Here is a 21343-nt window from a genome sequence, read left to right on the forward strand (position 1 = left end):
AAGCGAAGAGCCTCGGGGGATGTTACCTTGGCCAGCCGATGGCAGCCGAGCAAACCATTCACCTCGAGCGCTACGCGGCGGACGCCAAGGCGCTCGTTGCAGGGGCCCAAACGCTCGCGGACGAGCGCAAACACGCTCAAGTCGAGCCCATCCACCTTCTCGCCCGGGCGATCGACCGCGATCGGGGCGTGGCCGAGGTCTTCCGCAAAGCCGGAGCGGACCCGTCCGATGTGGCCGTCGAGGCGGAGTCAGCACTTTCTCGCATCGGAAAGACGACCAGCGGCCTCGCGTACCTCTCCAACGCGATGCTCGAGTTGCTCCGCCGCGCGGAAAAAGAAGCCACGGGCAGCACCGTCCAGGTCGAACACCTCCTCAACGCCCTCTCGCAGGAAATCCGCGGCGCGGCGGCCGTGGTTCTTCAGGCTTTTGCCCTTGGGCCCGGTTCGTTTCGCCCGCACATGGCCGCCCTTCGCAGCGTTCCGCGCGATCCGCCCGGGGCCGCGGCCTCCCCGTCTACGGTCGGGGGCGACAACGGCGGCCGGTTCACCCAGGATCTGGTCGAACGCGCCCGCCAAGGCGGCTTCGATCCGGTCATCGGGCGCGATGCCGAGGTCCGCCGCCTCCTGCAGATCCTCGAGCGGCGCCACAAGAACCACCCGCTCCTGGTGGGCGATCCCGGTGTCGGAAAGACCGCCATCGTCGGCGCGCTCTGCATGCGCATCGCCGCCAAAGAGGTGCCGCAGAACCTGGCGCAGCTCTCGATCCTCGAATTGGAAACCGGCGCGCTCGTGGCCGGTGCGCGCTTGCGTGGCGAAATCGAGGAGCGCTTGAAACAAGTCATCGGTGCCATGAAGGGCAACGCCGGCAGCGAGCGCGTGCTCTACATCAGCGGCATCGACTCGCTCCTCGGCCAGGGGGCCGCCGGCAGCGGCGTGGGCGATCTCCTCAAGCCGATGCTCGCCCGCGGCGAGGTGCGTCTGCTCGCATCGACCACGCCGGACGGCCTGCGCAAGATGCAGGAGCGCGATCCGGGCTTGCTGCGTCGCTTCCGCATCCTCACCATCGATGCGCCGCCGCCCGAGCAGGCCATCGAGATGCTGCGCGGCCTCGCGACGAAGTTCGAGGCGCATCACAAAGTGCAAATCGGCGACCCCGCGGTCGTCGGCGCGGTGCACCTGGCCAAGCGCTACCTGCAGGATCGTGCGCTCCCCGATACGGCCATCGACCTTCTCGACGAGGCGGCGGCGCGCAAGCGGGTCGAGCTCGATGGCGTCCCCGCCGAAATCGACAATGCCATCCGCCGGCTCGCCTCCGTCAAAGCGCAGCACCAGTCGCTGCTCGACGACGACGATGCCATGAGCATCAAGACGCGCGAACGGCTCGAAAAAGAGATGACCGCGCTCGAGCCCCAGGTCATCGACCTGCGAGCGCGGCTCGATTCGCGCCGCGGTGCACTGGCCGCGGTCAACGCCTTGCGTGCGGAGCGCGACCGGCTGGAGCAGCAATTGAACGAGGCGCGGGGCCGGCAGGATTTCGCGCGGCTCGGTGAGCTGGAACACGTGTCCATCCCCGACGTGAAGCGCCGCCTCGACGCGGCGGAGACCGCGATGAAACGCGACGACGGCGGCCGCACCTCGAACGTGGTGACCGAGGAGGACGTCGCCATCGTGCTGGGCGATTGGACGGGCATCCCCGTCGCGAAGATGCTCGAGGCCGAGAGCGACAAGCTCCTCAAAATGGAAGAGCGCCTCGGCCAGCGCGTCGTCGGGCAAACCGAGGCGGTGCGCGCGGTCTCGCGGGCGGTGCGCCGCGGGCGTGTGGGCCTGCGCGATCCGGGCAAGCCCATTGGCTCCTTCCTGTACCTCGGCCCGAGCGGCGTTGGAAAAACCGAGCTCGCGAAGGCGCTGGCCGAGTTCCTCTTCGACGACGAGCAATCGATGACCCGCCTCGACATGAGCGAATTCATGGAGAAGCACATGGCCCAGCGCCTCGTGGGCGCGCCGCCGGGCTACGTCGACAGTGAACAAGGCGGCTTCTTGACCGAGGCCGTGCGCCGCCGTCCGTACAGCGTGCTGCTCTTCGACGAGGTCGAAAAGGCCCACGCCGACGTGTTCAACCTGCTCCTGCAGGTGCTCGACGATGGGCGGCTCACCGACGGGCGCGGGCGCACGGCGGACTTCTCCAACACCGTCGTCATCATGACCAGCAACATCGGGTCGAAGCGCATCCTGGAGACGTCGCCGAACCTGTTCGAGACCGAGGAAGGACGCGATGCCCTGCGCGACGTGCTTCGCGAGGAGCTGCGCAACTTCTTGCGGCCCGAGTTCTTGAACCGCATCGACGACATCGTCGTGTTCCGTCCGCTCAGCAAAACGGATTTGCGCGGCATCGTCGATATCCAACTACGCAGGTTGGAAAAGCTGATGGCCGATCGGGAGATCAAACTCGATTTGACCGAGGCCGCGAAGATGAACCTGGTCGAGCTAGGCTACGAGCCTGCATTTGGCGCGCGGCCGCTGCGCAGGGCCATTCTGAAGCGGCTGCAGGACCCGCTGGCCGAGCAGATTCTGGCCGGTGGATATGCCTCGGGCAGCGTGGTGAAGGTCGATGTGAAGGGGGACGAGTTCGTCTTCGAAAAGGGTTAACGCGGATGTCTCGTCGTGTACACATGGTTGGCGTATCCGGTACGGGCATGGGGGCCCTCGCGATTCTCCTCCGCGAAATCGGGTACGACGTTCAGGGCTCGGACGCGAGCTTCGATCCGCCGATTGGGCCGGCGCTCGAGGCGGCCGGTGTGAGGTGCTTGCGCGGTTTTTCCGCAGAGCACATCACCCGCGATTTGGACTTCATCGTCGTGGGCAACGCCATCCGGCGTGACAACCCGGAGGCCCTCGCGGTGGCGGAGAGCGGCGTGCGTGCGCTCTCCATGTCGGGCGCGTTGCGCGAGTTTTTCCTCGCCGGCCGGCGCCCGCTGGTGGTCACCGGCACCCACGGCAAGACGACGACCAGCGCCATGTGCGCGTGGCTCCTGCGCAGCGCCGAGCTCGAGCCGGGGTACTTCATCGGTGGCCTGCCGAAGAACCTGCCGTCGGGCGCCGCCGTCGGCTCGTTGCGCCGGAAAATCGTGGGCGCCACCGCACCGCCGACGCCGTTCGTCGTCGAGGGGGACGAGTACGACGCGGTGTATTGGCATAAGCAGCCCAAGTTTTTCGACTACGTCGGCGTGGGGGACGACGACGTTGTCATCGTGACGGGGGTCGAGCACGACCACGTGGACATCTACCCCGACGAGAAAACCTACGTCGCGCAGTTCGAGGCGCTGGCCCGCAAGGTGCCCGCCTCGGGCCTCATCGTGTGCGACGCCAGCCAGCGCGCGGCCGCGCGAGCCATCGCGGAAAATGCTCGGGCGCGGGTCGCGTTCTACGCGCTCGAGGGTGACGACACGGGCGACATCACGCCCACCTGGCTCGCGGCGTATGCGCCCATCGACCTGGGCGGCATGCAGCCGTTCGACCTGTTCGTCGGCGGCATGTCCTGCGGGCGTTTCACCATGCACACCCCGGGCGCCCATAACGTGCGCAATGCCGTGGCGGCGCTTTGTGCCTGCGCCGACGGATTCGGCGTGCCCGTCTTGCGCGCACGCGCCGCGCTCGCGAGCTTCGAGGGCGTGCGCCGCCGGCAGGACTTGCTCGGCACCCCGGGCGGTGTCCGCGTGTACGACGACTTCGCGCACCACCCGACGGCGGTCCACGAGACGCTCGCCGCGCTTCGTGCGAAGCACCGCGAGGGTCGGCTCTGGGCCGTCTTCGAACCGCGCAGCGCCACCGCGTGCCGAGCTCTCCATCAAAAGGCGTACGCCTCCGCCTTCGGCGCGGCCGATCGCGTCCTGTTCGCGCCGCTTGGTCGCTCCAACGTGCCCGAGGGTGAGCGACTCGACCTCGAGCTTCTCGCCCGCGCGATCGGCGAGCGAGCCCAGGCGATGCCCAGCATCGACTCCATCCTCGAGCAGCTTGCCTCCGAGGCGCGCCCGGGTGACACCATCGTCCTGCTTTCCAATGGTGCTTTCGGGGGGCTTCACAGACGTCTGCTCGGAAGGTTCGGTCCATGACACGGTCGTTCGACGTTCACGCAGAAAATGATCAACGCGCGCTCCTCGCCATCGCGCTGGACGTAGCTCGGGAGGCTTCCGAGCTCGTGCTCTCGGGCTGGCGAAAGAAGTTCACCGTCGATCTCAAGGGCCCGGTCGATCTGGTGACGGACTTCGATCGCGCGAGCGAAGAACTCGCACGCGACCGGCTTCATGCGCGCACGCCGTTCACCGTGGTGGGCGAAGAAGGCGGCGCCGACTTGAGTCGCGCGTCCGACGAGGCGAAGTGGTACGTCGATCCCATCGACGGCACGACGAACTTCGTGCACGGCCATCCCTTCTTTTGCGTCTCCGTGGGCTTGCTCGCCAACGGCCAGCCGCTGCTCGGTGCCATCGTGGCGCCCGCCCTGCGCTACGAGTTCACCGGTATCGCGGGGAAATTCGCCACGCGCAACGGCGAACCTTGCCACGTGAGCACGGCGACCGAGTTCAGCGCGGCCTTGTTGGCCACGGGGTTCCCGTACGATCGGCGCATCAGCGACGACAACAACTTCGACGCCTTCGTGGCCATCAAGAAGAAGTGCCAGGCCGTGCGCCGTTGCGGGTCGGCCGCGTTGGATCTCTGCTTCGTCGCCGAAGGCACCTACGACGGCTATTGGGAAAAGAAACTCAACGCGTGGGACATCACCGGCGGGGCGGCCATCGTCCTCGGTGCGGGCGGCCGGCTTTCGACGTACGGCGGAGAGCCGTTCAACGCCATGCGCGGCGATTTGGTGGCCACCAACGGCAAAATCCACGACGCGTTGCTGCGCGAGCTTGCCGAGGTTCAATCCAAGCGTACGACTAAGTAACGGCAAGCCATGTTCGTCCCCTTCCTCTTCGAGCTACGCGCGCGCAAAGTGAAAATTGGCGCCCAGGAGGCCATGTCCCTGGCGCGCGCCCTCGCCATGGGGCTGCACGACAGCTCGCTCGATGGCTTCTACCATGTGGCCCGCGCGGTCTGCGTTCACCGCGAGGGCGATTTGGACGCGTTCGATCAGGCTTTTCTCTCGCATTTTCGCGGCATCGAAACGGCGAGCGTGAAGCTGCTCGACGAGCTCGAAGAGTGGCTCAAAGATGCGCGGGAGCGCCGCGAATTGTCCGAGGAGGAGCTCGCGCTTCTGAAGTCGCTCGACATGGAGGAGCTGCGAAAGCTCTTCGAAGAGCGCATGCGGCAGCAGAAAGAGCGGCACGACGGCGGCAATCGCTGGATCGGCACCGGCGGGACGAGTCCCTTCGGTGCGCAGGGCGCGCATCCGTCGGGGCTGCGCGTGGGGCCGATGGGTGGCGGGCGCAGTGCCCTGGGCATCGCCGATGCGCGGCGCTACAAGCCGTACCGATCCGACTTGGTGCTCGACGTCCGTCAGATCGAGGTGGCGCTGCGCAAGCTGCGCGCGTTCGCGCGGGAAGGGGACGCGCTGGAGCTCGACCTGGACGAGACCATCGCCGAGACGGCGAAAAACGCGGGCGAGCTGGAGTTGGTGCTTCGCCCGCCGAAGCGCTCCAACGTGCGCGTGTTGCTCTTGATGGACGTGGGCGGCTCGATGGATCCGCACGCCCACACGGTGTCGCTGCTGTTCTCCGCGGCCAAGCGGGCGTCGAACATCCGCGAGCTGAAGACGTACTATTTCCACAATTGCATTTACGGCAATTTGTACGCGACGGAGCGATTCGTGGACCCGATCCGCGTGCGCGACGTGCTCGATCAGTGCCACGCGGACTACAAGCTGGTCATCGTGGGCGACGCCGCGATGCACCCGGGCGAGCTGCTCGGCGGTGGCGATTGGTCGTACTACTCGAGCCACCCGAGCGAGAAATCGATGCCCGGCATCCGCTGGATGCAGCTCGTGGCGGACCACTTCCGCAAGAGCGCGTGGCTCAATCCGGATCCGCCGCAATATTGGAAGGGCGGCACGGCGGAAGCGCTCTCGCAGATCTTTCCCATGTACCAAATGACGCTGGACGGCCTCGGCGAGGCGATTGCCCACCTGTCGCGCGGCGGCGTGCGCAAGCGCTGACAGCCGGCTTTACTCGGCGGAGTCGACGTATTCCGTCAGCGTGGGGTGCGTGAGCGGCTTTCGCAGGAGGGCCAGCGACTTTTCCGCGAGGCGGACGGCGTGGGCGCCCTCGTGGCCTTTGGCGATGTCCGAGGGAAGGCCGTCGAGCGCGTCGAACACCGCGCGCGCCTGCGCGATGATGGGCTCCTCCGTGTCGAGCGCGATGTCTTCGCGTTCGTCGACGGTGAGGCGGAAACCCAGCAGATCGCCCTCGTAGCGCGCGTCGTCCGTGGTGACGAGGATGCGCCGTTCGCGCTCTCCTTCGCGTGAAACCCGCACGCGCGCCGGGCATCGACCGGTGGAGAGGAGCACGTCCGTGTTGTCCTCGCGCCCGAATGCCGCGTGCACGTGGGCGCGCGAGGCAGTCAGGTACGACGCGAGGTCGAGATCGTGCACGCCCAGGTTGAGCAGTACGTCGCGTGCGCGCGGTCGAGGTCCGCCGCTTTGGGCGGCCGAGCCTCCTGCCCGCGGGGCGCCGACGCGGCAGAACGAAATGGTGCGGATGCGCGTGGGGTCGAGCACACGGCGCAGGGCACGAACCACCGGGTTGAAGCGCTCGGAGTGGCCCACGAAGAGCTGTCGCCCGCTGCGCTCGGCCGCCTCCACCATCGCGGCGGATTCGTCGCCGGTGGCGCCGATGGGCTTCTCGACGAAGACATCGCGCCGCGCCCGCAGGGCCCGCAGCACCGTGGACATGTGGGCGGCGATCGGGGATGCCACGAACACGACGTCCGCATCGGCGATGGCCTCGGCCTCCGACGCGTAGCAACGCAGGCTTCCGGCGTTCGAGGCGGCCGCGGGATCCGGATCATAGATGCCGGCGAGCGTCGCCCTATCGGGGAAGGCCAAAAGCGCCCGCACATGGCGCCGGCCCATGATGCCGTGCCCCACGAGCGCAACCCGGCGCAGATCCCTGTTCGTTCCAACCGTGCTCAATGCGGCACGGTTGTAGTACACATCCTCAGCCGCCGACGCCGAATTTGAACGGATAGCTCACGTTGGTCGGGGAATCGTTGGTGGGGAACTTCCACGCGCGGACCTGCCGCACCACGCAGCCTTCGACCCGCGCGTTGCTGAGCGTGGTCGAGGCCACCGAAGCGCTCGGCACGGCGCCGGTGGGATCGATCTGCCAGGAGACGGACAGCCCGCCGCGCAAGTTGGGATTGCGCTGCGCCTCGCTCTCATAGCACGCACGCAGCGCGCCCATGTGCGCCTCCACGACGCGCCGCACTTGCTCGGGGGATAGGCCTCCGTGCGAGGCGACGTTGCCACCCGATGCGACGCGCGCTTCTCCGCCGCCGCCACCCGCGCCCGCGCCGGGGCCCGCACCCGCACCGCGCCCTTGTCCGCCGGGACCGCGTCCGCCCGCCCCTGCGCCCCCCGCGCCGCCACCGCCCGGGCCTGCGCCGCCGCCGTTGCCCACGCCGAAGCCGGTGTTGAGCGTGCCCGCGCCGAACAACGTGCCCGCGGCGGCATAGCCACCACCGCCGCCGCCCGTGCCTTTCAGGTTCGTTCCCGTTCCGCCGCCCAGCTGGACGTTGCTCGCATTCAAGCCGGAGAGCGCGTCGGAGACCGTGTTGATCGTTTTCAGCGTGCGCTTGATCTCCTCGCCGGTGTCCGACGAGAGCACCTCGCTCAAGCCACCGAAGTTCGCGCGCGGGTGCACCTCGCCGTCCAACTCCGTGCGATCGCTCGGGCCCTTCTTTCCGAACTTTCCCTCGGTGCCCGCGATCTTGCGTCCACCGCCCTGGCTCTTCTTGTCGTGCGCGCCCGGATCTTTGACACCCGATGCGCCGCCCGAGTCCGCCGCAGATGGCGAGGGCGCAGCCTCGGCTTGCAGTGCGCGCCGCAATCCGAAGCGGGCCGCGAGTTCCTCGGGGCTCGTCAGCTCGATGGGCTTCGCGATGGGCGGCGGCGTGGTGAGCGCGCGCACCAAGCCGATGCCGCCCGCGTGCAGCACCACGCTGGAGAAGATGGCGAGCAGCACCAGTGCTTCGACGCCCCAACCGCCCTTGATGCGTTTGGCGGGCGCGTCGGTGTATTGAAAGAAGAGCGCAAAAAGCCCGTACTGCAGGACGCCATAGTCGCCCGGCACGATGGGAATGGGCACTCCGCTTCGGGCGATGGACAGCGCGTCTTCGTCGCGTCCGCGCAGCCTCACGAAGCCCGAGCGCGCGCCGCGCGCATCGATTTCCCAACCGCTGGGCACACCGCGCACGGGCACGGCGCTCATCTCGAGCCCGTCGGGGATCTCCGTGGGTTCGAACGATTGGCCCAGCGCCAACGTTTTCACCGAGAGAACGGTCGTACCCCATGTAAGAGATACGCGCAGATGCTGGGGAATTGTCGCTACTGCCATATTCGTCGAGGCTCTCAAGAATAGCAAAGAGCGATTAGAAATTCGGTTCCTTTCGCGTTTCCGAAAGCTCGCGTAAAAACGTCCGATGTCCCAGATCTTCCGCGGCGAATTCGGCGCGCACGCGCCTTAGAAAATAGACGATTTGCGGGCTGCGGAGGCGCCCCTCGATCTCCAATTCGCCAAATCGAAGCACACGCGCACCCGAATCCAGCGTTTTGACATCCGCCGCTGGTCCTGGCGATCCGCTTCCGCCATCGCCAGCGGAAAGATCCGAAGCTGCATCGCTCGCGGTGGGCCCGGCGCCGGCGTCTTTCACGGCGACGCGTGGTCGCGCTTTGCCGCCGCCCGCCTTGCCGCCTCCCTTGGGCTTGGGGCCCGCCGCGAGCGCAAGGCTCGAAAGCGCGATGGCGACGGTGAGCATCGCCCAGAGCGCCCATCTGGTGCCGCGTCTCATTTCGGCGTCTCCTTCAAGGTCGCGAGGTAGCGTTCGGCGTCGGCCCGCGCCGGGTGATCGCCCGGTGCATCGGCGAGGAACCGCGTGAGAAGCGGGCGCGCGTCGGCCGGCCGTTTCAAAAACTCGACATGCAGCACCGCGAGGTTGAACAGGGCCGCCACGTTGTGCGGCTCGCGCGCGAGCAGGCCCTCCAGCACGGTGCGCGCGTCGTTCCATTTCTCCGCACGCTCGCGGCTGCCCTGGCCGCGCAGTGCGGCGGCAAGCCCGATTTTCGCGTCGCCGTCCTCGGGCGAGACCGCGAGGATCGCGCGGTACTGCTCTTCGGCCTTTGGGTACGCGCCCGCGCGGAGCAGAACGCTGCCCATGTTGAGGCGCGCCGTGGTGTCCTGCGGATCGAGCTGCGCGGCCTTCGCGAAGGCGCCGAACGCGCGCGCGTCGTCGCCCGCCGCCAGAAGAACGAGCCCGGTGATGCGCTCCGCGATGGCGCTCTTCGGGTTGGCCGTCCGCGCTTGTTGCGCAAGCAACGATGCCATGTCGCGCTCGCCCTTGGCCAGGTGGCAGAGCGCGAGCTCGGCCAGCGCGGAAGCATCGCCGGGGCGCTTGGCGAGAAGCTCCCGCGATTGGGCCATGGCTTTGTCCACCTGCCCCGAATCGCGCAGCGCCGCGACGTACCGCGCCTGCACGTCGGCCGCCTGCGGATGGCGCCGCAGGTAGTCCCCGAGGATCTCGGCGCCTTCCTTGTTCTCCCCGCGCCGCGCCGCGACCTCGGCCAGGGCCATCACCACCTCGAGGGTGTCCGGCGAAAGCCGCTGCGCCTTGCGAAGCGCGTCCTCGGCACCCGCGAGATCGCCGGTGAGCGCGAGCACCACGCCCAGATCGTAGTGCGCCTCCCACAGGTTCGGGTCGAGCGAAACGGCCTCGCGAAAGAGCTGAATCGCGCGCTCGCGGCCATTGGCCTCTTTGGCGGCCAAGGTACCCTGCACCATTTTGGTCACCGCCGACGACTGCGGCGGAGCGGCTTTCGGCGTGGCGGCGGTCGCGACGGGCTTGGAGGCGCCGCCGCCGCCCCCGCAGGCGGGCAGGATGGCGAGTGCCAAACAAACGATGCCGCGCTTGGTCATTTGTCACCCCGCCGAGGAGCCTCGAACAGCGGCGGAAGGGGCGACGGCGAAGCGGTGCGCACGTCCAAACCCGTTTCACGGAGCGGTGGATACAATTCGCCATTCAGACGCCCGAGGGCCTCGCGCATCTTCGCCGTCCACCGATTGTAGATGCCCAATTCGAGCGCCTTCTTCCAGCCGTTTTCGTAGCTGTCGATGCTTCGCTCCTCCATCGGCACGACGAACTCTTCGATCTTTTGGCTGTACGCTTCTTTGTCGGCCCCCGTGAGACGTGGAGGCACCGGTGCTTCGCGCAGGGCCTTGGCAAAGGCTTCGTACGCGTGGCCAATTTGGTAAAGGGCCGCCGTCGTCCACTCCGCGACGCCGAGGGACACCGTATCGAGAAAGACCGTCGAGGCTTGCTTTAGAAGCTCCGCTTTTTCCTTCAAGCGCGCGGACAGCTGCTTCGTATCACCCTGAATCTGAATCTTGTCGAAGCGGCTCAAAATGCGTTCCCCCTCGAGGTACCGCGCACGCGCCGCCGCATAGCGTCCATCGGGCCCGAGCTCCCCGCGGTAACGTTTTCCGAGGGTGACCGCTTCCTTCAGCGACTTCTCCGCGCCGCTTTCGTCCCCCGAGGGGAGGCTACCGCGCTCATTGGCTTGTATCTGCGCGAGCGCGAGCAGCACGTACCCCTGAACGCGCCGGTCCTTGTTCTTCGACTTCGCCAAATACCGCTGGTAGAGCCCCGCCGCCTCGCGGTGGCGCCCCGCATTTTGATGGGCCTGCGCCGTGAGAAACACGATTTCTTCCGAACCGGCCGCCGTAGGGTACTGATTCAAAAAGCGATTCCCGTTGGCGACGGCTTTGTCGTTCTCACCGAGCGCAGCGCGGAGCACGACGGCATTGTGCGCGGCATCTTTGGCGTGGTCGAAGCGTTGGTAATGTGGATATTCGCGCGTGTTGGAATTGGCAATCACCTCGTCGAACTCCGCCGCCTCCGAATAGAGCCCCATCGATTGAAACGTGGTTGCCGCCGTCCATGCGCCCAGCGGCGACCCGGGCTTGTCCTTGTAGTCACGCCCGGTGACCAGCACCGCCGCTTCCTTCAAGGTGGCGAAGTCGCCCGCCTTCTGCGCGGCCAACTCCGCATTGACGCACGCTTGCGCAGCGCGCGGATCTCGCGGAAATTCCCGCGCAGCACGCAGGTACGCCTTGGCGGCGCCGGCGTGGTCCCCGACCGCGACCTTCTGCTCGCCCTGTTTGAACACGGCCTGCACGATGAGGGCATCGAGCTTCTTCTGCGTCTGCGCATCCTGAAACGCGGGCGCCGCTTTGAGCCGGCGCGCCCATGTTTCGATGTTTTCGTAATCCTTCGATCGATTGAAGGAATCCAAAATGAGTTCCCCCGCATCGTGCGCCGAAGGGCTGCGCGGAAAGCGCTCCAGCAGCGCACCCCATATCTTCACTGCGGGGTTGAAGTTGCCATCGTCGTAATACAGCTTCCCTTGCCGGAAGAAGAGCTCGGGCAACGCCGGATCGTTGGGATAGAGCTGCGCATAGAGGTCGAGCGCCTCGGCGAACTTCTTGTCGGCCTCGGTTTCTTGGGCTGCGCCGCCGGATTTCTTCGCGTATCGAACCCGCTCGAGGGCCGCGAGCGCATTGTAAATGGCATCGTGGCGCATCGTCTTCAGCGGCTCACGGGCGGCCTCCGCGTCCGGGATCTTGCGCGCGGCGAACATGTAGTGCGTGGCCGCGTTGGTGTTCTTGTCGAGGTGATAAAAATAGATGTCGCCCAGGTAAAAGTGAATCTGGTATGCGGCCGGGGCGGTCGCGTATCGGGAGAGGTAAACCTCGTAAAGGGCCGCCGCACCTTCGAATTCGGCGCGGCTCGTTTTGTCCCGTTGTGCTTTGCCGTGAAGGTTGACGGCGTGCTCGCGAAGTTGCTTTTCGATGGCCGCCGATTCGGACGGATAGCCGGCGAGGGCGCGCTCGTAGGTGGCGCGGAGCTTGGGGTAATCCTCGAGGATGCTGTAACAGCTGGCAATGCGTAGGACCCAGCCGCCGGTCTCGCGGCTCGTGGGTTCGAGCTTGAGAAGGAGCTCGTAGGCTTCGATGCTCCGTTCGTAATGGGCCTGATCGAAGAAGGTCTCGGCCAGAGCGCGCACGACTTTTCCGGCGAAGCGTTCACCGCCGATTTTCGTGAGGAATCCGTGCACGTCGGCGGCGGTATTGCGCTCGTCCTCGGTGAAGACCTCGACGAGGTACTTGAGCGCCTCGCCTTGCAGCTCGTCGAGCTGTTTGCGCTGCGCGGTGGTGGCAGCCTTTCCGCGTTTGTCGGTGACCTCGAAGACACTGACGAACCGGCGTGCCGCCTCGTCGCTGTTGCCCATGCGCCAGTAGCACCACGCGCTCTTGAAGAGGGCGAGGCCGTAGAGATCACTGTCCTTGAAGCGGAGGACCTGTTCGTATTCGACGAGCGCCGCCGGATAATCGTATTTGCCGTAGAAGATGGATTCGGCCTTGGCCATGTGGGCGTCGGGCGTGAATCGGGATCGGGGCCATTCTTTGAGAATGCGCTCGAAGCGTGCGACGGCTTCGTCGGATTTGCCCTGTTCGGTGGCGAGGAAGCCGTCGACGTACAGGGCGAGGTCGTAATCCGAATAACGAGGGTAGTCGCGCAGCACGCGTCCGAAGAGGTCGCGCGCAACTTGATAATTCGGCTGCGGGACGGGGCCGCGTTGGTCCGGCGGGCGGGTTTCCCAGGTTTTGAACCGTCCGATGAAGGTGTCACGTTCCGTTTCCCAGGTGAGCTCGCCCAGGCGCAACAGCGCCTCGGGCATTTCGGGCGACTCGCGCGGCGATTCTTTGACGAAGGTCGTCAAAAGGCGCACCGCCTCCTCGCGCAGCGATTTGATCTGCGCCAAGTTGCGATCGATGCGTGCCTCCATTTGCGCATGCAACTGCGCCCGCATCGCCTCCGGCACCCTGGTACCCCTTATGACGGGACGTCCCGGCTCCCGGCGGGTCGTCGGGGTTGGGGTGGGGGAGGTTCGAACGACCACGGTTCGTTCGGCGGCGGGCTTTACGCCTTCGCGTGGAGCTGCATCTGCATGAAGTGCAATGAGGAGCAGCAGACTCCCCCCCACCCCGAGACAACGAATCCTCATCGGGCGCCTTCGCTGCCGACGAATTCGTCGGGCCAGTCGTCTCCTTCGAAGGGCCAGTATTCTTCGCTGTCTTTCAGGTAACGCGCGGCGTCGAGCGAATCGAGCGCGCCCGCGGGCAGAATTCCGCTTTGAATCGCCTCGATTTCCACTTCCAGCGCGCGCTTTCTTCCGAGCACGGACTCGATGCGCGCAAGGCGCGCGCGGCGGAGCAAACGGGACAACCGCAGATCGAGTCGGGCGAGCGAGTCCTTCGCCAGGCGCGTCTCCGCGTCGCCAAGCTCGCGGCGAGCAGCATCGACGCGGCCGACGAGCGCAGCGTCCATGCGAAGCCCCTCCGCCTGACGCTCGAGCACCGCCCGCTGCCGGGACACGATGCCGTAGCCATTGTCCAACCGCAACAACGTTGCAATCGTGCGCTGCGCGTCCGTGGCCGCCCCGGAGCGTGTGGCTGCCAGCAGCGACTGCATTCCGCCCGGGTCCACCATCGCCCGCCGCGCGACCTCGCGCACCGGCTCGTAACGCCGCACGAACGCGATGAGCTTTTCATCCGCCGTCGCGAACTTGCACTGCGCGAGGTCCACGTACGCATCGAGAATCCACGCCTCGTCCTCGTAGGCGTGGTGCACGCGCAGCGCTTTCAATTCGTCCAAGAGCTCGCGCGCGCCCTCGTAGTCCTTTTTCTCGTAGCGCCCCGTCGCACCCTCGTAGAGCGCCTCTGCCAGCCGATCGCTGTCGCGTGGCACCAAATAGTAATAATACCGCGAGTCGTCGAACCGGTATTGCTCGTGCGCGATGCGCCCCAAGGCCAGACGTGCCAAATCCCGCACCGCGAAGTAGCGCTCGTCCGCGAACACCGGCGTCGTGTTCGACTGCCGCGACGGATCGGCCACTTTGCAAAAGAAGTTCTCGCCCTCCTTGTACCGTCCCCGCTCGACCTGGATGAGCCCTTGCAGGTACGTCGCCTGCGCCCAAAAGCGCGACCGCTGCGTCACGTGCGCGTACGCGGCCAGCGCACCCTCCGTATCGCCCGCGGCCTCTCTGGCCCGCGCGGTCAGGTACCACACCTCACCGCGCGTCTCCTCCGGTGCCTGCGGCGGCACCTCCCGCAGATCCTCCGCGAAGGCCGCATACCGCTGCGACTCGATGGCCATCTCCACCAGCCGGCGCACCGCCCGCCGCGCGTACGTGCCGCGGTCGTTCCAGGTCCCGCGCGTCTTCAGCACCCGGGTCAAATACGCACGCGCCGGCGCATACGCCCCCGCGGTCGCAAACGCGTCGCCGAGCAAATAAACCGCCGCCCGCCCCGCGTCGTCGGCCTCGAAGGCGCTGAAACGTGGGTGCTCCACCACCGGCATCAGCCGCGCAATGGCCTCGTCGATGCGGCCGGCGTAAAGCAGCTCCTCGCCCTCGGCCGCGCGCATCCGCACGTCCTCGAGCCGCCACTGCACCGGCACCGTCTTCGGAAAGGGACTCGTTCGCGCGCGCAGCAGCGCCAGCTCTCCGGTCAACGCATCCAGATTCGCGGCCGCCGGCGTGGCCCCGGCGAACTCGTTGGCCGGCGGATTGAGCGGAGACGCTTTGGGTGCAGGTTGCCCCCACGCCGCACTGCACGTGGCCAACACGACGAGCCCCGCGATCCACCGCCCCGTGTGCATCTATCCCCCGAACGGAAAGAAAATGCTCGGGCCCACGGTGACGATGATGTCATTGACCAGATGCTCCTCACCCACGAGCACCTCCCTCAAAATGTGATCGCGAACGTCGAGGCGGATGGCAAACCACTTTCCAAAGTACCACTTCGTGCCGAATCCGAAGCTCCCTGTGATGCCCCGTGACGTCGTATCGTCGGTGATGCCTGCGCCGAGTGCGGCGTTGAAGTCGAACCGGGTGATGCCGCCCCCGGCCCATCGCACCTTGCCGTAGGCGAAGGACCATAGGAGGTGCCCGAAGTAGAGCCGTCCCGGCTTGTCGCTGCGGTCCTGCACCTGGACCTGCGGGTAGCGGCGCTCGTAGCTGTCCGTCACGTCCGTGCGGAAGCGTGTGAAGGCGACGCTCGCCTCGAGGGCCAGGTCTTCCGAGAAGTGAAAGGTGTACGCCCCGCCGGCGACCCAGTTCGAGGAGTACAGGTCGGCTGCGTAATATCCTGCCATGCCGGAAAACTCGTGCCGGAAGGCCTTCGTGAAGAGCCGGTCCTGCACCCCGCGGTAGTGCCGGCCACCGACGAGCTCCGCTTTCAGCTCGTCGTCGACGCATTGAGACTGGGCGCGGGCTTCCCCGCCGATACTCACCACGGCGCTCGTCACGACGAGCATGGACAGGAGGCTCACCGCACTTCCGGTCCCCGCGCGCATGTTCGATCCTGAGGTAGCAGGACGGCCGCGAAGGTGTCAATCTCGCGCCCCATGCGCGCTCGTCGCCCTCAGGTTTTTACGCATCGACCATGTGCCCTGGCCATCGGGGGGCTCGACCCCGGTGGGGGCGCCGGCCTCGCGGCCGATCTCCGCGCCTTCGTCGCCGCCGACGTCATGGGCTGCGCCGCCATCGCGGTCATCACGATCCAATCGACGGCCGGCCTTCGCGGGGCCCGCCCGCTCGATGCCAAAGAGGTCATCGCCCAAGCCCGCGAGGTCGCCCAACATCAGAGCGTGCGCGCCTTCAAAACGGGCGCCCTCGGCAGCGTGGAGAACGTCCGCGCCGTCGGCCGCTTCTTTCTGCGGCACCCGAACATCCCGGCGGTGGTCGACCCGGTGATGATTGCCACCCGCGGCCGCCCGCGCCTGCTCGACCCCGCCGCCTTGGATGCGTTGCGCCGCGTTCTCGTGCCGCGCGCGGTCCTGGTCACGCCGAACGTCCCCGAGGCGGAGGCCCTCGTCGGCACCCGCATCCGCGATCTCGACGACGCCACGCAAGCCGCCCACGCGATCTGCGCCATGGGCGCGCGGGCGGCCCTCGTGAAGGGCGGTCACCTCGAAGGGCCCGAGGCCGTCGACGTCCTGGCCATCGACGGCAAGGTGCATCTCTTTCCGATGCGCCGCATCCCCGGCCTCGTCCTGCATGGCGGCGGTTGTGTGCTCGCGTCCCTCGTGGCGGGCCGCCTGGCCGCCAAATCACGCGGCATTGCGCCGGAAAACCGCGAAATCATCGAGGCGGTGCGCTGGGCCAAGCGCGCCCACGCGGCCGCGCTCCTGCAGACCTGGAACGTCGACCGTCAGACGAAGTCCTCGATCGAGCCGGCGCCCTCGCGCAAAATCTCCGGTGGCAGCTTGGTCAAGTCGATGACCGTGCTGGGCACCATCCCGCCCGCGCCCGAGTCGATCACCAAGGCCAGGCCGTGAAAGGTATCGCGGATCTCCCGCGCGTCGATGTGCGGATCTTCCCCCTCGCGCTGCGCGGTGGTGGAGATGACCGGGCGTCCCAGCTCGCGGGTGATCGCGCGAATGACCTCGTGGTTCGGCACGCGAATGCCCACCGTCTTCCGCTTCGATTGAATCAGCTTGGGCACCTCGCGGGTCGCGTCCAAAATGAAACAGTACGGCCCCGGCAAATAGTGCCGAAGGATGCGATACGCCTGATTTTCCACGACGGCGTAGCGCGCAATCTCACTCAAGTCGGGACAGACGAAGGCGAGCTTGTGCGTCGCGTCCATTTGCTTGATGGAATAAAGCTTCTCCACCGCGCGCTTGTTCATTAAGTCGCACCCGAGGCCGTACACCGTGTCGGTGGGGTAGGCGATGACCTCGCCGGCCTCCAGCGCTTCGACGGCGCGCCGGATCTTGCGCGGCTCTGGATGGTCGGGGCTGATCTCGAGCAACATCGCGGCGCATGATAAGCATGTAAGCGGATGACGTTGAACGAAATCCCTCTGTGGTTCTCCCGGGCGTCGGTCATTTCATTCGGCCTGCTCTGGGGCAGCTTTCTCAACGTCGTCATCCACCGCGTTCCGCGCGAGCTCAGCGTGGTGCGTCCGGGCTCGCGTTGCCCCGAGTGCGAAAAGCCCATCGCCGCCTACGACAACGTGCCGGTGCTGTCGTATCTCGTCCTACGTGGTCGCGCGCGCTGCTGCGGGGCGAAGATCAGCCCGCGCTATCCGCTCGTGGAAGCCCTCGCCGGGGCGCTTTCGCTCGCCATTTTCGAGCTGGTGGTGCGCACCCTTCCCGCGGACACCTCGCTTTTGCACGCGAGCGCCGTGTACCTGGTGGACCTCACGCTCTGCCTGGGGCTCCTGGCGGCGGCCTTCATCGATGCGGAATACATGTATCTCCCCGATGCCGTCACCTTGGGGGGCACCGCGCTCGCGCTCGTCAGCGCGCCGCTTCACGGCCTGCCGTACCTCTCCTCGGGCATCGGCGCCGTCGCCGGCTTTCTCCTGGCGTGGCTGCCCTTCACGGTGATCTACAAGCTGGTGCGCGGTCGCTCCGGCATGGGGCTCGGTGACGCCAAGCTGCTCGCACTGGCCGGCGCATGGTTCGGCGCGCCGACGACGCTTTTCGTGCTGTTCGCCGGCGCCATCCAGGCCTCGGTTTGGGCGGGCATCGTCTACCTGGTGCGCGGCAAAATCGAGGAGCCCGAGGCGGTGCGGCAAGATCGCGAAGAGCTCATGCGCGCCGCCGACGAGGGCGATGAGGAGGCAAAAAAGCTCCTCGACGAAGACCCCCTCGGCAAAGAGCCCGAGGGGATCGGCCAATCGCCGATCGCCTTCGGGCCCTTTTTGATCCTGGGGATCCTCGAGTATCTGTTCCTCGGGGATATCCTCTTGGCTTGGATATCCCCGGAGTACTGACGTTGGCCTACTTGGCCGAGCGTTGATCGAGCGGGACGTAGTTCTGCAGCGTCGGTCCCGTGTAGACCTGGCGCGGACGGCCGATCTTGGTCTGCGGATCGTCCATCATCTCCTTCCAGTGGGCAATCCAGCCGGGGAGGCGGCCCAAGGCGAAGAGGACGGTGAACATGTTCGTCGGGAAGCCGAGGGCGCGGTAGATGATGCCCGAGTAGAAGTCGACGTTCGGGTACAGCTTGCGCTCGACGAAGTAGCTGTCCTTGAGCGCCGCTTCCTCGAGGCCCTTGGCGATGTCGAGCAGCGGATCGTGGCCTTTCTTGGCCAGGACCTGGTCGGCGCAGGCCTTGATGATCTTCGCCCGCGGGTCGAAGTTCTTGTACACGCGGTGGCCGAAGCCCATGAGGCGGAAGTTGGACGTCTTGTCCTTGGCCATCGCCACGTACTTGCTGACGTCGCCGCCGTCGCGCTGGATGGCATCCAGCATCTGGATGACTTCCTGGTTCGCGCCGCCGTGGAGCGGACCCCAGAGGGCGCAAATACCCGCGGAAATCGAGGCAAAGAGGTTCGCCTTGGAGCTGCCCACGAGGCGCACGGTCGATGTCGAACAGTTTTGCTCGTGGTCGGCGTGCAGGATGAGAAGGATGTTCAGCACCTTCTCGATCTCCGGATCGATCTCGTAAGGCTCGGCCGGGACGCTGAACATCATGTTGAGGAAGTTCGCGCAGTACCGGAGCGAGTTTCGCGGGTAGACGAACGGCTGGCCGATGGACTTCTTGTAGGCAAACGCCGCAATCGTGCGGACCTTGGCCAGAAGGCGCGCGATGGTGATGTCGATGAGGTCTTTGTTGTCGACGTCCAACGCGTCCGGGTAGTAGCTCGACAGCGAGCACACCATCGAGGAGAGCACCGCCATCGGGTGCGCCGTCGACGGGAAGCCGTCGAAGAAGTGCTTCATGTCCTCGTGGATGAGCGAGTGGCGGGTGAGCAACGTAGAAAAGCGGGTCAGCTCAGCCTTGTCGGGAAGGTGCCCGTAGATCAGCAAATAGCTGGTTTCCACGAAGGTGGACTTCTCAGCGAGCTGTTCGATAGGTATGCCGCGGTAGCGTAATATTCCCTGTTCGCCGTCGAGGTACGTGATGGCACTCTTGGTCGAGGCCGTGTTCATGAACGCGGGATCGATCGTGACCAGTCCCGTTTTGGCTCGCAGATTGGCGATGTCGATCGCCTTCTCGTTTTCGCTCCCCACCACGATGGGGGCTTCGAACTTCACTGTGTCGCTAACCTTGAGTTCGACCTTCTCGGACACGGCGGCCTCCGGTGGTTAAGGCGTCGCGCCATATTCGACTCCGGCACGCGCGCAGCAATGACCTATCGCGTCAGGAGCATAGTGAAAAGCTTAAACGAGCGCCAGGCGTAACCGCTCCTAGAAACGCACACCTAGGGTCGGGGCCACCGTAAAGACCCCGTTCCACTGCCCGTTGTACGCGGTCGAGCGCACGGCGCCTCCGCCGACGGGAATCTGGACGATCAGCTGCTTGTATTCGATGAAGCCGCCAACCGCCCCTCCGAGGTGGATCGCGGTCGCGCCATCTCCGAACCACAATTGCGGTTGCGCGAGGATCATAGGACCTCCGCGAAGGTCGCCGCTGCCGAAGCGGGCGCGGTAGCCGAGGTCGAGCCCGACCTCCGGGGTCGTGTGGCCTTCGTAAAAGAGGACTCCGAACCGCGCCCCGAGGACGGCCGCGTGCTGCGTTCCGATGAGGACTTGGAAGGCGGTGAGGAAGCCCGCGGCGCTTCGCGAGTTGCTGCTTTGAAAGAGCGCGCCGCCGTGGAGGGAGAGCTTCGTGGTGGGTTCTTCGTCCGAGGAGGAAGAAGAGGGAGCCAAGGAAGCCGAGGAAGACGCGACCTCGCATTCGCCGTTGGCGAGGCACCTCTCGCCCTGGCCGCACGGCGGGTTGCAGCGACTCACGCACGTGCCTTGGGCCGAGCAGAGGTAGCCGCTGCGGCAGGCGGGAAAGCAGGCGCTGTCCGCGCTTGCCGACGATGCGTAGCTGGAGGCGATGGCGACGAGAGGAAGCGAAACGAAGAGGGCACGAAAGCTCATGCCCTCGGGTTGTGCTCAGGTCGCGCGATCCTTCACTGCTCGAAGCAATAAAGTCGCGCGGTCTTGTCGCACGTGAGCGGTGTGGACTCCGTCCATTTGGCGGACGTTTCCCCAACGATGCCAACGATGCCGAAGATGCCGTTCGACTTGGAATCGAAGTCGGAGCAGGTATTCGACGACGTCGACGTGGTGCCTTGCGCAGGGGTGCCTGTCCAGACGGGCGACGCGGCATCGACGGCGTGATTGAACTCGTCGCGATCGATCCCATGTTCGGGGCCCGTCGCGAGTTGGGCGCGCGACGAAAAGGCGACGGTCGATCCATCGACGAGGGTCCACGAGTCGGCGCGGCCCCCGAGCCGATCGAACGCGCGAAATGTCCCGCTCGAATAGCTGGAAATCCACGCGCGCCATTTCCCTCCGAGATTGGCTGCCTTTGCCGCATCTCCGCAGAGGCCATCCGCGGACTCGAAGGGGTAGTGACCGATTGCAAAGTCCGCCGCGAAGCTCTTCGAGGTGACGAACACGCGTTTGCGGTATCCGGCGACCTTCTGCTCGAGGCAAAGGAGTTTGTCGAGGGCACAGACATCGTAGGTGCCCGTGCTGGCCAAGCTCCACGACGCGCAGTCGTTTCCGTCCGCGCGCCCGCTGGGGGAGGAGCCGGTTCGGTAGCTGCCGGCGTAGCCCGCTCCGTCGTTTCCGTATTCGTCGGTGAAGGATTCGATGGGGCCTGCGCCGATGCCGGCACGGTCGAGAAAGATCTTCTTCTTGCCGTTGCCGTACCGACTCGGGAGGCTGACCCACGGGCCATCGTTGTCGATGCGATCGATGGCGTCCATGTTCCTGTCGGAGAGCCACGCAGCCCAATGCCCTCCGAGGGTCGCGCCGTCGGCCGAGAGTTGGCAAAGCGCATCGGCGGCTTCAAGGCCACCGGGGCGTCGGGCGGCCTCGCGAAGGTTGCCCGTGTAGGTCGACTTGGTCACGAAGACGCGCATGGGCGCGGCGGGTTGCTGCCCATCGCCGCCGCCGTCTCCATTGGGCGGGCCGCCATCGCCGTCTCCGCCGGGGCGATCGCCGAGGTCTTGTTGCGTCGTGCACGATGCGGCCTGCACGAGAAAAAGTGCGACGGCCAGGCCAGCCAGCCAGGTTCGTTTCATGGGTCGGTTTATCCTATTACGCCAAGGGAAGAGGATCTCTGC

Annotated in this window: 16 protein-coding genes and 1 pseudogene; 6 read left to right on the forward strand and 11 right to left on the reverse strand. The window is 66.3% G+C overall.

All coding sequences use genetic code 11. The features are described 5' to 3' along the window. Positions 1-38 precede the first annotated feature (38 nt). From LVJ94_52485 to LVJ94_52500, 4 genes are read left to right on the forward strand one after another with little or no spacing between them, the layout of a single operon-like run. Positions 39-2645 (forward strand): AAA family ATPase, encoded by a 2607-nt coding sequence (locus LVJ94_52485; GenBank protein WXB05503.1) that lies wholly within the window; start codon positions 39-41, stop codon positions 2643-2645. Positions 2646-2650: 5 nt separating this feature from the next. After that, complete coding sequence (locus LVJ94_52490) at positions 2651-4108, forward strand: Mur ligase domain-containing protein (protein ID WXB05504.1); 1458 nt, start codon at positions 2651-2653, stop codon at positions 4106-4108. Then, complete coding sequence (locus LVJ94_52495) at positions 4105-4938, forward strand: inositol monophosphatase (protein ID WXB05505.1); 834 nt, start codon at positions 4105-4107, stop codon at positions 4936-4938. Before LVJ94_52490 ends, LVJ94_52495 begins: the two co-directional genes overlap by 4 nt. A gap of 9 nt (positions 4939-4947) precedes the next feature. Further along, positions 4948-6144, forward strand: a complete 1197-nt coding sequence (locus tag LVJ94_52500) for a VWA domain-containing protein (protein ID WXB05506.1) — start codon at positions 4948-4950, stop codon at positions 6142-6144. A 9-nt stretch (positions 6145-6153) separates the two neighbouring features. Here the strand turns inward: LVJ94_52500 and LVJ94_52505 are convergent, their stop codons facing one another. The 7 genes from LVJ94_52505 to LVJ94_52535 form a co-directional block, all read right to left on the reverse strand. Further along, positions 6154-7119, reverse strand: a complete 966-nt coding sequence (locus LVJ94_52505; GenBank protein ID WXB05507.1) for a Gfo/Idh/MocA family oxidoreductase — start codon at positions 7117-7119, stop codon at positions 6154-6156. Positions 7120-7144: 25 nt separating this feature from the next. Beyond that, on the reverse strand, positions 7145-8542 hold the full coding sequence (locus LVJ94_52510) for an AgmX/PglI C-terminal domain-containing protein (GenBank protein ID WXB05508.1): 1398 nt from the start codon (positions 8540-8542) through the stop codon (positions 7145-7147). Positions 8543-8576: 34 nt separating this feature from the next. Next, the gene (locus tag LVJ94_52515) at positions 8577-8996 is read right to left on the reverse strand and encodes a hypothetical protein (GenBank protein ID WXB05509.1); all 420 of its coding nucleotides are present in this window, start codon (positions 8994-8996) and stop codon (positions 8577-8579) included. After that, positions 8993-10117, reverse strand: coding sequence for a tetratricopeptide repeat protein (locus LVJ94_52520; GenBank protein WXB05510.1), 1125 nt, complete (start codon positions 10115-10117; stop codon positions 8993-8995). Before LVJ94_52520 ends, LVJ94_52515 begins: the two co-directional genes overlap by 4 nt. Continuing rightward, the gene (locus tag LVJ94_52525) at positions 10114-13083 is read right to left on the reverse strand and encodes a tetratricopeptide repeat protein (GenBank protein WXB05511.1); all 2970 of its coding nucleotides are present in this window, start codon (positions 13081-13083) and stop codon (positions 10114-10116) included. The genes LVJ94_52520 and LVJ94_52525 overlap by 4 nt, the downstream gene beginning before the upstream one ends. 179 nt (positions 13084-13262) lie before the next feature. Continuing rightward, positions 13263-14921 (reverse strand): hypothetical protein, encoded by a 1659-nt coding sequence (locus LVJ94_52530; protein WXB05512.1) that lies wholly within the window; start codon positions 14919-14921, stop codon positions 13263-13265. Further along, a complete protein-coding gene (locus LVJ94_52535) occupies positions 14922-15617 on the reverse strand; it encodes an outer membrane beta-barrel domain-containing protein (GenBank protein ID WXB05513.1) in 696 nt (231 codons plus the stop codon). It abuts the gene before it with no gap. 174 nt (positions 15618-15791) lie between these two features. On the opposite strand from LVJ94_52535, the pseudogene LVJ94_52540 reads away from it, so the two are divergent. Then, positions 15792-16418, forward strand: a pseudogene (locus LVJ94_52540) (hydroxymethylpyrimidine/phosphomethylpyrimidine kinase). Between the two features lie 56 nt (positions 16419-16474). Here the strand turns inward: LVJ94_52540 and LVJ94_52545 are convergent. Then, entirely contained in the window at positions 16475-17080 is a 606-nt protein-coding gene (locus tag LVJ94_52545; protein WXB05514.1) for a threonylcarbamoyl-AMP synthase, read from the reverse strand. 27 nt (positions 17081-17107) lie between these two features. Here LVJ94_52545 and LVJ94_52550 point away from each other — a divergent pair, with 27 nt between their 5' ends. Beyond that, positions 17108-18046, forward strand: a complete 939-nt coding sequence (locus LVJ94_52550; GenBank protein WXB05515.1) for a prepilin peptidase — start codon at positions 17108-17110, stop codon at positions 18044-18046. Positions 18047-18053: 7 nt separating this feature from the next. Here LVJ94_52550 and LVJ94_52555 read toward each other — a convergent pair whose 3' ends face one another. The 3 genes from LVJ94_52555 to LVJ94_52565 form a co-directional block, all read right to left on the reverse strand. Continuing rightward, a complete protein-coding gene (locus LVJ94_52555; GenBank protein ID WXB05516.1) occupies positions 18054-19349 on the reverse strand; it encodes a citrate synthase in 1296 nt (431 codons plus the stop codon). Between the two features lie 117 nt (positions 19350-19466). Continuing rightward, positions 19467-20147, reverse strand: coding sequence for a hypothetical protein (locus tag LVJ94_52560; protein ID WXB05517.1), 681 nt, complete (start codon positions 20145-20147; stop codon positions 19467-19469). Between the two features lie 32 nt (positions 20148-20179). Continuing rightward, entirely contained in the window at positions 20180-21301 is a 1122-nt protein-coding gene (locus LVJ94_52565) for a hypothetical protein (protein ID WXB05518.1), read from the reverse strand. Positions 21302-21343 lie beyond the last annotated feature (42 nt).

Source organism: Sorangiineae bacterium MSr11367 (assembly GCA_037157805.1).
Taxonomy (GTDB): Bacteria; Myxococcota_A; Polyangia; order Polyangiales; family Polyangiaceae; genus Pendulispora; species Pendulispora rubella.

What these genes read in the sequence shown, in the direction of transcription:
- LVJ94_52485 (WXB05503.1), top strand. Translation starts at nt 39, where the DNA reads ATGGCAGCCGAGCAAACCATTCACCTCGAGCGCTACGCGGCGGACGCC.
- LVJ94_52490 (WXB05504.1), top strand. Translation starts at nt 2,651, where the DNA reads ATGTCTCGTCGTGTACACATGGTTGGCGTATCCGGTACGGGCATGGGG.
- LVJ94_52495 (WXB05505.1), top strand. Translation starts at nt 4,105, where the DNA reads ATGACACGGTCGTTCGACGTTCACGCAGAAAATGATCAACGCGCGCTC.
- LVJ94_52500 (WXB05506.1), top strand. Translation starts at nt 4,948, where the DNA reads ATGTTCGTCCCCTTCCTCTTCGAGCTACGCGCGCGCAAAGTGAAAATT.
- LVJ94_52510 (WXB05508.1), bottom strand. Translation starts at nt 8,542, where the DNA reads ATGGCAGTAGCGACAATTCCCCAGCATCTGCGCGTATCTCTTACATGG.
- LVJ94_52515 (WXB05509.1), bottom strand. Translation starts at nt 8,996, where the DNA reads ATGAGACGCGGCACCAGATGGGCGCTCTGGGCGATGCTCACCGTCGCC.
- LVJ94_52520 (WXB05510.1), bottom strand. Translation starts at nt 10,117, where the DNA reads ATGACCAAGCGCGGCATCGTTTGTTTGGCACTCGCCATCCTGCCCGCC.
- LVJ94_52530 (WXB05512.1), bottom strand. Translation starts at nt 14,921, where the DNA reads ATGCACACGGGGCGGTGGATCGCGGGGCTCGTCGTGTTGGCCACGTGC.
- LVJ94_52535 (WXB05513.1), bottom strand. Translation starts at nt 15,617, where the DNA reads ATGCGCGCGGGGACCGGAAGTGCGGTGAGCCTCCTGTCCATGCTCGTC.
- LVJ94_52545 (WXB05514.1), bottom strand. Translation starts at nt 17,080, where the DNA reads ATGTTGCTCGAGATCAGCCCCGACCATCCAGAGCCGCGCAAGATCCGG.
- LVJ94_52550 (WXB05515.1), top strand. Translation starts at nt 17,108, where the DNA reads ATGACGTTGAACGAAATCCCTCTGTGGTTCTCCCGGGCGTCGGTCATT.
- LVJ94_52560 (WXB05517.1), bottom strand. Translation starts at nt 20,147, where the DNA reads ATGAGCTTTCGTGCCCTCTTCGTTTCGCTTCCTCTCGTCGCCATCGCC.
- LVJ94_52565 (WXB05518.1), bottom strand. Translation starts at nt 21,301, where the DNA reads ATGAAACGAACCTGGCTGGCTGGCCTGGCCGTCGCACTTTTTCTCGTG.